At 46.0% G+C, this 12,124-nt stretch carries 12 protein-coding genes; 1 reads left to right on the plus strand and 11 read right to left on the minus strand.

Translation table 11 applies throughout. The features are described 5' to 3' along the window. Positions 1 to 193: 193 nt before the first annotated feature. From Q0I54_RS12000 to Q0I54_RS12010, 3 genes are all read right to left on the minus strand, one after another. Entirely contained in the window at positions 194 to 724 is a 531-nt protein-coding gene (locus tag Q0I54_RS12000) for a spore maturation protein (protein ID WP_296118911.1), read from the minus strand. 3 nt (positions 725 to 727) lie between these two features. Further along, positions 728 to 1,405, minus strand: coding sequence for a nucleoside recognition protein (locus Q0I54_RS12005; protein ID WP_296118912.1), 678 nt, complete (start codon positions 1,403 to 1,405; stop codon positions 728 to 730). A 63-nt stretch (positions 1,406 to 1,468) separates the two neighbouring features. Beyond that, complete coding sequence (locus tag Q0I54_RS12010) at positions 1,469 to 1,855, minus strand: MarR family winged helix-turn-helix transcriptional regulator (RefSeq protein WP_367270848.1); 387 nt, start codon at positions 1,853 to 1,855, stop codon at positions 1,469 to 1,471. 320 nt (positions 1,856 to 2,175) lie between these two features. Between Q0I54_RS12010 and Q0I54_RS12015 the strand changes: the two genes are divergently transcribed. Next, positions 2,176 to 4,056 carry a DUF885 domain-containing protein gene (locus Q0I54_RS12015; RefSeq protein ID WP_296118914.1) on the plus strand — a complete coding sequence of 627 codons (1,881 nt, stop codon included), beginning with the start codon at positions 2,176 to 2,178 and terminating at the stop codon, positions 4,054 to 4,056. 130 nt (positions 4,057 to 4,186) lie between these two features. Here Q0I54_RS12015 and Q0I54_RS12020 read toward each other — a convergent pair whose 3' ends face one another. From Q0I54_RS12020 to Q0I54_RS12055, 8 genes are all read right to left on the minus strand, one after another. Continuing rightward, on the minus strand, positions 4,187 to 5,557 hold the full coding sequence (locus Q0I54_RS12020) for an MATE family efflux transporter (protein ID WP_296118915.1): 1,371 nt from the start codon (positions 5,555 to 5,557) through the stop codon (positions 4,187 to 4,189). A 19-nt stretch (positions 5,558 to 5,576) separates the two neighbouring features. Then, entirely contained in the window at positions 5,577 to 6,428 is an 852-nt protein-coding gene (gene rsmI, locus Q0I54_RS12025) for a 16S rRNA (cytidine(1402)-2'-O)-methyltransferase (protein ID WP_296118917.1), read from the minus strand. A 69-nt stretch (positions 6,429 to 6,497) separates the two neighbouring features. After that, positions 6,498 to 7,232 carry a tRNA1(Val) (adenine(37)-N6)-methyltransferase gene (locus tag Q0I54_RS12030; protein ID WP_296118918.1) on the minus strand — a complete coding sequence of 245 codons (735 nt, stop codon included), beginning with the start codon at positions 7,230 to 7,232 and terminating at the stop codon, positions 6,498 to 6,500. Next, positions 7,225 to 8,133 (minus strand): stage 0 sporulation family protein, encoded by a 909-nt coding sequence (locus Q0I54_RS12035; RefSeq protein ID WP_296118920.1) that lies wholly within the window; start codon positions 8,131 to 8,133, stop codon positions 7,225 to 7,227. The genes Q0I54_RS12030 and Q0I54_RS12035 overlap by 8 nt, the downstream gene beginning before the upstream one ends. After that, positions 8,130 to 9,182: a DNA polymerase III subunit gene (locus Q0I54_RS12040; RefSeq protein WP_296118922.1), complete on the minus strand. Its 1,053-nt coding sequence runs from the start codon at positions 9,180 to 9,182 to the stop codon at positions 8,130 to 8,132. Before Q0I54_RS12040 ends, Q0I54_RS12035 begins: the two co-directional genes overlap by 4 nt. 20 nt (positions 9,183 to 9,202) lie before the next feature. Next, complete coding sequence (locus Q0I54_RS12045) at positions 9,203 to 9,781, minus strand: guanylate kinase (protein WP_296118924.1); 579 nt, start codon at positions 9,779 to 9,781, stop codon at positions 9,203 to 9,205. Between the two features lie 30 nt (positions 9,782 to 9,811). Then, positions 9,812 to 11,317, minus strand: coding sequence for an aminotransferase class I/II-fold pyridoxal phosphate-dependent enzyme (locus tag Q0I54_RS12050; protein ID WP_296118926.1), 1,506 nt, complete (start codon positions 11,315 to 11,317; stop codon positions 9,812 to 9,814). 36 nt (positions 11,318 to 11,353) lie between these two features. Further along, on the minus strand, positions 11,354 to 12,124 hold a 771-nt coding region (locus Q0I54_RS12055), incomplete at its 5' end, for an arylamine N-acetyltransferase (protein WP_296118927.1).

Raw genomic sequence — 12,124 nt, forward strand, 5'->3', positions numbered from 1 at the left:
ACTCCAAGGCAAGGCGGTAGACTGATTTTCGTTATCGGAGCGAGCATAGCCCGACCGCGGGAGTGTGTCTGAGCCAATAGCTGCTTTTGCTGTTGGTGAGTTCACGAAAGCGGTCGGAGATAAGCGGCGCAGCGCAGATAGAAAATCAGTCGTGCCGGCATTGGAGTTTTCTTCCAGCTTCTTTTAAAACTACCTAAACAAGAAAATTCACCAACATCACGCTGGCCATGATCCCCGCTACAGTCGCCACCAGCGCCCCAGCCAGTGTCCATCGTGTCTTTTTCACTTTAACCGTCATAAAATAAATACTCATAGTATAAAATATCGTCTCACTACTACTCATCATGACCGATGCGATCCTTCCCAGTCTGGAATCCGTTCCAAACTGTTCATAAATATCAAGCAGCAAGCCTGTGGCCGCCGAGGAAGAAAACATCCGCACCACCGCCAGCGGAACAAGCTGCGATGGAAATCCAATACGGTCTACGCAGTTTCCAAGTGCTCCCGCCAGTGCATCAAGCAGTCCGGAAGCCCGCAGAATGCCCACTGCCACCATTAGTCCGGCAAGGGTAGGTAAAATATCTATCGCTGTTTTCAGGCCGTCTTTTGCGCCTTTTACAAAGTCCTCATAAGCATTCCGCCGATTCAGAAGCCCTGCCATGAGGATTACTATAATAAAAAGCGGAATAATAAAATCTGACAGAAATAATAATACACGCTGCATAATTCAATATCCCCTTTTTCGATCTACCACAGACATCATTTTTGCAAATATAATTCCCGCCAATGTGGAACATGCCGTCGCCACGATCGCAGCGCCCACAATACCCGTTGGATCCGGTGAACCATACTGACTTCGATAAGCAATAACTGTCACCGGAATCAACTGCAGAGAAGAAATATTTAACACCAGAAAAGTACACATCTCCGTAGATGCCTCTTTTTCTTTCCGGGCAGATGTATGGTGAATCCGGTCGGAGCCGAAATCATATTTTTTCTGGTATGGCTGATGTACTGCCTGGATCAGTGTCCGTTCTTTTTCCAATACATCCAGATCTTCCATGGCCTGCAGCCCTGCCGGAGTTGCAGCCCAGCCCAGACCGAAAAAATTAGCAATGCAGTTTGCCGCAATGGATTTACAGGCAGGGTGTTCCCTTGGCACACGAGGAAAAAGAAAATGGAGCAGTGGATAAATGCGATCTGCCGCCCGCTGCATCATACCGGCACTTTCTGCGATTCTCATCAATCCTACCCAGAACGCCAACACGCCTGCCATAGTGATACACAACGTCACCGCCTGCTGCGCCGAATCTAGCGCTGCATCTGTCACCGCCTGCAGATTCCCTGCAAAAGCCGCATATACAATTCCCGCCATAATCATAAAAATCCACAAAAAATTCAGCATAAGCTGTCTGCTCCCTCGGGGCTTTCTAACAACTTATGCTGAATAATAAGTCAATATTCTTTTTTATTTCCCATACGTACGGAAAAATGTACTCAGGTTTGTCAGCGCCTTTACAAGCACCTTGGTCTGTTCCTTATCCAGGCCGTTCAGGGTTGCTTTGATCATTTCATCATGGAAGTTTGCATGATGATGGTACGCTTTCACGCCTTTGTCCGTCAGAGAGATCAGAACCACACGGCGGTCTTTTTCACTTCTGACACGTTTTACGTAGGCTTTTTTTACAAGGTTATTGATGGCAATAGTCAGCGTTCCCACAGTAACAGACAAATCCTTTGCAACTGAAGACATACTCCGCGGCTCATCCAGTCCGATAGCCTCGATGATATGCATATCGTTATTGGAAATGTCCTTGAACTCCTCTGTAATGATCGCTTTTTCCTCTATATTCATGATTTCGTTAAACAATTTGACCAGCAGGTCATGAAGCGTATCGTATCCTTCCAATGCGTTCCTCCTGACATAACTATAAACAAGTTCCTTTGAATCTTACATTTTTATATTTTGTATATCAAATATTTTGGTTGGTTGACAAATCAATTATACACAATCTGAATACACACCGCAAGGGACAAATCCACAGAATTCCTATTACCAAATGCATAACATGTCTCTGCTCTTCCGGCTTTTACTATGAAGTTTCACATATATAGACATAATACACTATCTTTATTAATAAATCTGTGAGACGTGCATACCTATATAATAATTCTATGTATAAATATCCGGTACCAGCTATGCGACACTGCTACTTTCATTTTCACCGCAAAATTCGTTTTTCCCTCTGTCTTGCGCTCTTTCTCATCGGACTTGGCATTTTCTGCGCTGCTGTCTGCAACTGTGCGGATTCCGACACCTGGATTGCGCAGTTTCTAACCGAAGATCAACAGACATCTCCAGATGCTGTACACAACTCTGATTCTGCGATCGGGCAAACATCCATCACCGATGCCGATACCGCTTTTGATGCCTTTCTCTCGAAACTTTTTCGTCAGGAAGCGTCTGCAAATCTGTTGAACCTGCACTACACACTGGAAAATCCATCCGCATATGGTATCACGGAATATCAGGCTTCTCTCGGTTCTTACACTTCAGACTCCCCGAAAAAAGCTGCTGCCTTCGCAGAAAATATTCTCACCACGCTGCTGCAATTTGATTCCGAAAATCTTTCCTCAGAAAACCAACTGACGTTGGATATCCTCAATGACCACCTGACTCAAGCCAAAGCCGGTGCAGATTTCTACTGTTATGACGAGCCCCTGACGCCGACCACAGGTCTGCAATCTCAGATTCCGATCCTGCTGGCAGAATACACCTTTCACAATCAGCAGGATATTTCTGATTATCTGGAATTGCTGACCGATATTCCACGCTATTTTTCTCAGATCTGCGCTTATGAGGAGGAAAAAGCTGCTGCCGGACGTTTTATGCCCTCTTACACAGCCCGGACCATTGTCGATCAGTGTCATGATTTTACATCCAATCCGAAGCAGCATTATTTGGTAACAACATTTAATCAGAAATCTGCTGCTTTGACGGATTTGTCAAAAAACGAACAACTTGCTTATCAGGAGCAGAATCAGGCCATTCTGGAACAGGAAGTGTTTCCGGCCTTTAACCTGCTGACTGACACCTTGGAAAAACTTTCCGATCGTACCATCAACGAAGCCGGGCTCTGCCATTTCCCGGAAGGCACAAAATATTATGAATATCTGGTCCAGGATTGCACCGGAAGCAGCGACAGCATAGATTCACTGAAAAAGCGTACCGCAAACCAGCGCAAAGAAGATCTCCTTCTTATCTCGCAACTGTTGGAGCAGAATCCTGATCTACCCGCTGAATCAGAAAACTGCGCCATTGCACCGCAGTCTCCAGAAGAAATGCTTGCCACCCTGCGGGATGCTATTTCAGAAGAATTTCCGGTATTTCCTGAATGTAACGTAACTGTCAAATATGTAAATGAAGCCATGGAAGACTATCTCTCACCTGCCTTTTACCTGACCTCTCCACTGGATCATCTGACAGAAAATGCGATTTATATCAATCAGAAAAATGGGTATGAAGGGCTTCGGCTTTTTACCACGCTGGCGCACGAAGGATTTCCGGGACATTTGTACCAGAATGTATATTTTCACTCTGTTTGTGATCTGCCAATCCGCTCGCTGCTTAGCTATCCGGGGTACACTGAGGGCTGGGCGACCTTTGTAGAACTGCATTCCTATACTTACAGCGGTCTCTCTGCAGATGCTGCCAGACTCTGTGCCGCAAATCAGGCGGCGATTCTGAGTCTATATGCCACCGCGGATATAGGGATTCATTATGATGGCTGGACATTAGACGATACGGCAACGTTCTTTTCCACGTATGGATTCACAGACGAAGAAGTGCTGCGGGATATTTTTGAATTGATCGTTGGCGAACCGGCCAATTATCTGAAATATTATATCGGTTATCTGGAATTTCATGATCTGCAGGAAGATATGAAAAAGCAAAATCCGGATACTTATACGGATTCTGCCTTTTACGAAAAAGTGCTTGAAATTGGACCGGCGCCATTTAAAATTCTTCGGGCATATGTACTTGGAAATCGGTAACTTTATATAAAGTGAAAACGGAATCAGGGAATTTTTTCCTAGCAGGCGATTGTTAGCCGCTGGGACAAAATTCCCTGATTCCGCTTCACTAAAGTTCCGTTATCTCATATTTTTAATTCTGAACGGCACGTCACCCATTTTGCACCGGCACCGTTTTGGCCGCTTCCGCCTGCCGTTTTTCCAAACGTTTCATAATCGAAAGAAACACCGGCATTACCACCGCCGTCGCTGCGATCCATGCAGTCTGATCCGTAAAGCATACTGCCGTATATCCAAATTTCGGAATGACAAATACTGCCATCAAACCTCTGGCGACCAATTCGCTCAAACCTGCAAACATGGCAATTGCACTGTAACCAAGTCCCTGAATCGTCAGTCGTGTACAGTTTAAGAATGCCAGGAAGAAATAGAAGAATCCTGCACATGTCAAAAGCTGCTGCGCATAGCCAAGCACCTCTGTTTCACTGCCAGACACAAAAATCAGAGCAATCTTGGAACCTGCAAAAATGAGTACGATTCCAATGGCAATACTGTAAATCACAGAAATGATAATTCCGGATTTCAGTCCCTCCCGAATTCGTTTCAGATTGCCGGCACCAAGATTCTGGCTGCCAAAAGTTGCACTTGCTGTGGCGAATCCGTCATACGGACACATTGCCAGCTGTTTTACCTTTGTAGCTGCCGCAAATGCAGATACATACACTGCATCCAGCGCATTTACTGCGCTCTGGAGCAGAATACTTCCGATTGCGGTGATAGAGAACTGCAGTCCCATCGGTACTGCCATGGTAAACAATGTCTTTATGTAATGAAAATCTAACTTTCTCTCCTGATGCTCTGTTTTCAAAATATCATATTTTTTCTTCATGTATACAAAGCATAGCGCTCCGGAAATTGCCTGGGACAAAATTGTTGCCCATCCTGCTCCGGCAGTTCCCAATTTAAATCCAATAATAAACAGCATGTCCAAAAAAATATTCATCACTGCAGACATGACCAGAAAATAAAACGGCGTTTTGGAATCACCCAGCGACCGGATAATTCCAGCCACTACATTATATAAAAATGTAAATGGGATTCCCAGGAAAATGACAAACAGGTAATCATATGCGCCCTGATAAAACTGATCCGGTGTCTTCATCCAGGTCAGAATAGAACCACACAGCACACAGGTTATGATTGTCATGATCACAGCAAGGAAAATTGCCAGATATGCCGCATTCATCACAAATTTACGCATTTCACTGTAACTTTTTGCACCAAATTTCTGCGCCACGGGTACAGCCAGTCCCGTACAGGTTCCAAGGCAGAAACCAATGATCAAAAATGTAATAGATGTCGTGGAACTTACGCTGGTCAGGGCACCCAGCCCCAGATAACGACCTACGATTACAGTATCTACCATGTTATACATCTGCTGAAACAGATTTCCCAGTACCAGCGGTATGGAAAACTGCCAGATCAACTTCATTGGACTTCCAACCGTTAAATCTTTTGTCATAACTACTCCCTTCCTCAGATTACTCGTTTTCTGTGTTTAACAACATCTGATAAATTTCGCGTTTTCCTACACCACGGTCTTTTGCCACCTGTTTCATGGCGCTTTTTCGATCCATACCTGTGCTTAAATATCGCTCCATATGTTCTTCTACGGAAATTGCTTCCCAGGACTGCTGCTGCTCCTGCACCAGTTCTTCCCGGCTTCTGCCCTCGATGACTAACACACACTCTCCGCGAACGCCCTGCTCTTCATAATAACTGATTGCCTCAGAAAATGTAGTCTGGAATGCGGTTTCAAATTTCTTTGTCAGCTCCCGGCAAACCGTCAGTCTGCGGTCACCTAATGCATTCTTCAGTTCTTTTAACGTTCCAATCAGATGATGCGGCGCCTCATACACGATCAGTGTTCTTGTGTCATTTTTCAGTTCTTCCAACACGGCTGCACGCTCTTTTTTCTCCTTTGGTAAAAATGCCTCGAAGGAAAAACGACGTGTCGGCAGCCCGGACAGCGTCAAGGCCGTAATGCAGGCTGCTGCACCCGGAAGGGAAGTCACTTCAATGCCCTGCTCATAGCAGATACGCACCAGATCCTCGCCTGGATCGGAAATACCCGGTGTACCCGCATCGGTGATCAGCGCGATATTTGTTCCCTGCTGCATTTTTTCTACCAGCTGATATGCTTTATCCACTTTGTTGTACTCATGGTAGCTGGTCAGCGGTGTTTTGATATCAAAATGATTCAGTAAATGAATGGAATTTCTGGTATCCTCCGCCGCAATTAAATCTACTTCTTTTAATGTACGCAGTACACGGAGCGTAATATCCTCCAGATTTCCAATCGGAGTCGCACATAAATACAATTTTCCTGCCATATTCCTATTTCACCTCACAGTCCGATATATGTTGTATTGCAATCTGTCAAGGATATACGATACATAAGCTTAATAACCATATACATCATATATCTCATCCGTATATTTTCCCGGTTCTTTGTAAACAATCAATGGTTTTTCCACTGTCATGCGGCTTCTTCCGCCCCGCAGGCCCTCGATCAGCACCATATTCGGCTCCCGGTCCACATAGGGATATACGAGGCGCATCCGTTTCGGCTCGATGCGATACTGCACCATCAAAGAGATGATCTCTGCCAGACGGAAAGGACGGTGTACCATATAAAAACGTCCTCCTGGCACCAGAAGGCGTGCACTCTCCCGAATAATATCTTCCAGATTGCATAATACTTCATGTCTGGCAATGGTTTTTGCCTCATGCAGATTCGTCAGTCCGTGCTGCGCGGTCATATAAGGTGGATTTGTCGTCACGACATGAAAAGAAGATGCTCCAAAAATTTTTGAAGCATCCTTAATATCACCTTCTACGATGTCGATCCGATCCTGCAGAGCATTCAGCGCCACACTGCGCCGCGCCATATCCGCACTCTCCTGCTGAATCTCCAAACCGGTAAAATGGTTTCCATCGGTCTTGGCCTCCATCAGAATTGGGATGATTCCATTTCCGCAGCCCAGATCCAGACAGTTTTCATGTTTTTTTGCCCGGGCAAAGCCGGACAGCAGCACCGCATCCATACCGAAACAGAATTTCTCCGGATTCTGGATAATACGGTAGCCGTTTCGTTGTAATTCGTCGATTCGTTCTCCCGGCAATAAATTACTCATTTAACTTGGAATGACCTCCCTTGTCCTCTAACTCAGCAAGTTTGCGCATTTCCTCTTTGCTCAGACGCTCGCCATGGTCTCTGCGGCGTTTGGAACGGAATTTCAGCTGTTTTACCTGATATTCGCGAATTTCTTTCTCATCCCCCATATCCACAATAACTTTCACCAGCTGGCGCAGTACGCTGACACTCTGTACCTCACCTTTCAGACCGTCCAGGGTTGTCACACGGTCACCTACATTTGGCAGACGGCTGTTTAAATATTCATAAGTTTCTTCTTCGTTTTTCAGACAACACATCAATCGTCCGCACACACCGGATATCTTGGTCGGATTCAGGGACAGATTCTGCTCTTTCGCCATCTTGATAGACACCGGCGCAAACTCTGTCAGGAATGTATGACAGCACAGTGGGCGTCCACAGATACCAATGCCGCCAAGGATTTTGGTCTCATCACGGACACCGATCTGACGCAGCTCGATTCTCGTACGGAATACACTTGCCAGATCCTTTACCAGCTCACGGAAATCAATGCGTCCATCTGCAGTAAAGTAAAATAGCAGTTTGTTGTTGTCAAACGTATACTCTGCCTGCACCAGTTTCATGGCAAGACCGTGTTTTTCAATCTTTTCCAGACAGATCTTGTATGCATCTTTTTCTTTCTCATGATTTTTTTCTTCGATACGATCATCTTCCGGTGTTGCCACACGGATGACCGCTTTCAGCGGCTGAACCACTTCATCATCTGTAATACTCTTTGGCGGGACAATTACGGTACCATACTCGATACCACGGGCAGTTTCCACGATAACATGGCTGCCGCGCTCCAATTTCAGGTTTTTCGGATCAAAATAATACACTTTGCCCGCCTGACGGAATCTTACTCCAGTAACTTTTATCATCTAATGTTCTCCTTGATCGTCAATGCCAGCATTTCCATGGTCAGGTCAAAATTTACGTTTGCCCGGATCCGACGGTCCGCTGTCTCAATTGCTTCTAATATCTGCTGCAGTCCGCGATATGAGCATTTTTCCGCCTGATGCCGTATTTCCAACGACTGTTCGCGGAATATCAACTGCTCCTCTGAGCCTGCTGCTTTATATAATAACACATCCCGATACCAAAACAAAACCAAATCAAAAAATTCTCTGATATCGTCTTTGAAATCGTTCAGTGGTTTTATCTCCTGTAATAAATCGTATTTGCGGACATCTCCCAGTCTGCGCAAGAGCGAGACGGTAACGTCCTTCAGTTCATTGAATCGTTCTGAGGAAGCCAGTGCCACAGCCCGCCCCACATTTCCACGGGCAAACGCCGCACAGACTTCCGCTTTGTAATCTGGCACCTGACGTTTTTTCATCAAAAATTCCCTGATTTTTTCATCACTCACCGGTTTGATGTCAAGCATCACACAACGGGAACGGATGGTCTGTAAAAACGCATCCGCGTTCGTGGTCAGAAGCAGGATCACCGCATAAGCCGGCGGCTCCTCAATGGTTTTTAACAGGGCATTCTGTGCCTGCTGGTTCATTTTCTCCGCTTCATCCACAATGTATACTTTATATTTACTGCTGTAGGGCTTAATCTCTATATCATGATTGATCTGCTCACGGATATCCGCTACTGAGATCGTATTTGGTTTTTCATGTGTCAGATAAATAATGTCAGGCTGATTGCTGCCTAATGCCTGCTTGCAGGAATGGCATTCCATGCACGGCTCCGCAATGATCTCCGGGTGCAGTTCTGCTTTCGGAAGTCCGACCACCTGCTCACGCTTTTGAATCGATGTCTCACACTGCAAGGCCATGGCAAACGCCTGCGCCAGCATCATTTTTCCGCTGTCCTTCGGACCGTTGATAATATACGCATGAGATACTTTATCCATCACGATCGCGCTCTGCAGATGCGCAATCAGTTGTTCATGTCCGATAATCTCATGAAATCCTGCCATTACTGTTCCTCACTAAAAATTTATCGAATATAAGAAGCAATCTCCTGAGTGACCTGACCCAGATCTTTATTCAGGAAACGCCTTGTAATCCCTGCTTTTTTCAGATTTTCCTCGGAAAAATCCTGCTCATCCGCCAGAAATCTCCGACACATTTCCGCGTATTTCGGCTTTTCCTGGGAACGTTCCCGATCCAGCGCCCGCTGCAGACGCAGTCCATCGTCCACTTCCACGTAAATCGGGCAGACATGCTCCGCTCCAAAATAATCGCGGATCTGCTCATAGGCTTCCAGTGTCCCGATCATCAGATAATCTCTTTCCGCCAGAGATATCTGTCCGTCATCCGCGGTAAAATATTTCCACACACCATACACTGTATTGTATGCACGTAGTTCAATGATTTTTCCGGCATCTTCGAATTCCTTTACCTGATCTTCCGAACAGAAAAAGTAAGATTCCCCTTCTACTTCTCCGGACCGGATTGGCCGGGTCGTATACGGAATCACACGTTTTACCTTCAGGTCTTCCATTGCCAGAAGGCGGTTATAAATGGTGTCTTTTCCAGATGCACTTTTTCCCATCAGACAATAGATTTTTCCCATGATCACATCCTACTTTCGTCTCTCATATCTTTATAGTATAGTACACACTTCAATCCTTTGTCCACTGTAATCTTTCATTCCTTCCACTTCCATATTCCGCGTCTGGCAAATACGCAGTGTTTTCAGAATTTCCTCTGTCACACGTTCTCCCGGTGCAAGGATCGGGATTCCCGGCGGATACAGATAAACAAATTCTCCAGACACAGATTCTGCAGATTCCATCAAAGATACGGTCTGCTTTGGCGCATCCATTGCCTCGGCGATCTCCAATACTTTTTCTGCCCTGTGATAAATCTCATCCGTAGTAAATATTCCCTGATTCAGATCAACCTCATCTCTCTGATCAATTTCCTGCAGTGCTGCAAACAGCCGGTTAAAGCCTTCTGTAGTATCCATAAGCGTTGTCAGCGCCGTCACATAATGCCCGGAAACCATTTCCATTTCCAGATGATACCGCTCTGTCAAAAGTTCTGCCAGCTGCTGTCCATGCAGTCCGACTCTTTCCGCACAGATCAGGATTTTTGATGGATCGCGATCCCAGATACCCGGATCCTTTTCCCCGGTTTCTCCGATTTTTCCATCTGGAGAAAGCACCGTGATCCGTTGTAGTGTTTTGCATTTTTCATAAAAATCATGCAGGCGTTCCTCATATGCCGCAAATAGTTCCGTTCCCTGTTCCCGTAAAATCCGAGTACAGCGGTCAAGTCCCGCCATTAAAATGTAGGAAGGAGAACTGGACTGATAAATGCCAAGGTACCATTTTACCCGCTCCAGATCAACCCACGGATTCTTTCTATAATGAAGCAGTGCACTCTGGGTATAAGCCGGCAGAGTCTTGTGCGCACTTTCGATACACAGATCCGCACCAAGTGCCAGTGCTTTTTGCGGAAATCCCTTTGAAAAACCAAAATGAGCGCCATGTGCTTCATCCACGATCAGTGGAATTCCTTTTGCATGCACAATCTCTGCAATTGCTGCAATATCAGAAAGGACTCCATCGTAAGTAGGTGAAGTCAGCAGAACCGCTTCCGTATCAGGGTACTGTTCCAACATCGTTTCTACCTGCTCCGGTGAGATACTTCCCTGAATACCAAAGGCTGTCTGCTTCGGATACAGATACGTGGTTTTCAGTTCCATCAGATATACCGCATGGTACACGGCTTTGTGGCAGTTACGTGCCATCAGCAGACGACCGCCTTTTTTTACCGTTCCACACACAGCCGCCAGCAGCCCCGCCGTACTTCCGTTTACAAGAAAAAATGTCTCATCCGCACCGAAGGTTTCCGCAGCACGATGCTGAGCATCACGCAAAATACCTTCCGCATGATGCAGGTTATCAAAACCGGTAATCTCCGTAATGTCGATCTCTTCCCCAGTCCAGTTTCCCATAGACTGGCGCTTATGTCCCGGCATATGAAATGGATAGGCATCTGTCTGACTGTATGCCAGCAGTTTTTCATCTAGATATTCTGTTTTTGGGGCAAAATGTTCCTGTCCAACTGTCGTATCCTGTTCTGTCTTCTGCTTAGGTTCCATCTGATTGTATCACCGCTCTTTCTGATTATTTTCTACTTATCCCGCAAAATACCGGATCTGCTCTGTTGTCAGTTCTACTCCGAAGTTTTCCTTCAGGATCACCGGAAGTTCCTCCGGTATCAGCGTCTGCTCTCTGCGTATTCCGTCTGCCACTTCCCGATAAACAAGCCCCGTCAGTGCACGATATCCACGCTCTGTGCGCAGATTGACAATCCGCTGGCGGTGAAACAGAGATTCCGCAGCATGAGACAGATAATAATTCAAAGATGTAAAATCTATCTCATGTACTGCAATCGTGGTAAACATAACCTCCAGGCGTTCCTTTCGATTGAAAGGATCCTCATAGATATCCCGTTCCAACCGTACCCTGCGCATCGTTCCATACCAGCCCGGTTCGATGGCACGGATAGAAAATTCTTCTCCTTTCATCTCATGCCATACATCTTCGGGATCCGCTCTCCACAGTCCCTGAGCCGGAATTTCCATAGATGCCGGCGGCATGGCTCCGCCCAGACCGACTTCACAGAAATAGTCTTTTCCATCCAGCGTGACAATGGTTGCCCGGTGGTCAAACAGATTCTGTGAAGGATCCGTCAGACCAAACATAACTCTGCACAGACAGGGGCGTGCGTCAAATCCCATAGAGCGAAGCATCCCACAGAAAAATCCGTTCATCTCAAAGCAGTAGCCGCCTCTCCGCTGTACGATAAATTTGTCATATAACGCTTCCTCCGTCAGTGAGATCTCCTTCCGGAAATCATAGACATCGAGATTTTCAAAAGGAATGGAACACTGATGTGCATAGAT

The organism is uncultured Eubacterium sp., from assembly GCF_934295145.1.
Classification (GTDB): Bacteria; Bacillota; Clostridia; order Lachnospirales; family Lachnospiraceae; genus Eubacterium_I.

Excerpts from the sequence above, each read along its gene's own strand:
- Q0I54_RS12050 (WP_296118926.1), bottom strand. The coding sequence starts at position 11,317 with ATGGAACCTAAGCAGAAGACAGAACAGGATACGACAGTTGGACAGGAA.
- Q0I54_RS12040 (WP_296118922.1), bottom strand. The coding sequence starts at position 9,182 with ATGGCAGGATTTCATGAGATTATCGGACATGAACAACTGATTGCGCAT.
- Q0I54_RS12010 (WP_367270848.1), bottom strand. The coding sequence starts at position 1,855 with ATGAATATAGAGGAAAAAGCGATCATTACAGAGGAGTTCAAGGACATT.
- Q0I54_RS12030 (WP_296118918.1), bottom strand. The coding sequence starts at position 7,232 with ATGAGTAATTTATTGCCGGGAGAACGAATCGACGAATTACAACGAAAC.
- rsmI (WP_296118917.1), bottom strand. The coding sequence starts at position 6,428 with ATGGCAGGAAAATTGTATTTATGTGCGACTCCGATTGGAAATCTGGAG.
- Q0I54_RS12005 (WP_296118912.1), bottom strand. The coding sequence starts at position 1,405 with ATGCTGAATTTTTTGTGGATTTTTATGATTATGGCGGGAATTGTATAT.
- Q0I54_RS12045 (WP_296118924.1), bottom strand. The coding sequence starts at position 9,781 with ATGGGAAAAATCTATTGTCTGATGGGAAAAAGTGCATCTGGAAAAGAC.
- Q0I54_RS12000 (WP_296118911.1), bottom strand. The coding sequence starts at position 724 with ATGCAGCGTGTATTATTATTTCTGTCAGATTTTATTATTCCGCTTTTT.
- Q0I54_RS12035 (WP_296118920.1), bottom strand. The coding sequence starts at position 8,133 with ATGATAAAAGTTACTGGAGTAAGATTCCGTCAGGCGGGCAAAGTGTAT.
- Q0I54_RS12020 (WP_296118915.1), bottom strand. The coding sequence starts at position 5,557 with ATGACAAAAGATTTAACGGTTGGAAGTCCAATGAAGTTGATCTGGCAG.
- Q0I54_RS12015 (WP_296118914.1), top strand. The coding sequence starts at position 2,176 with ATGTATAAATATCCGGTACCAGCTATGCGACACTGCTACTTTCATTTT.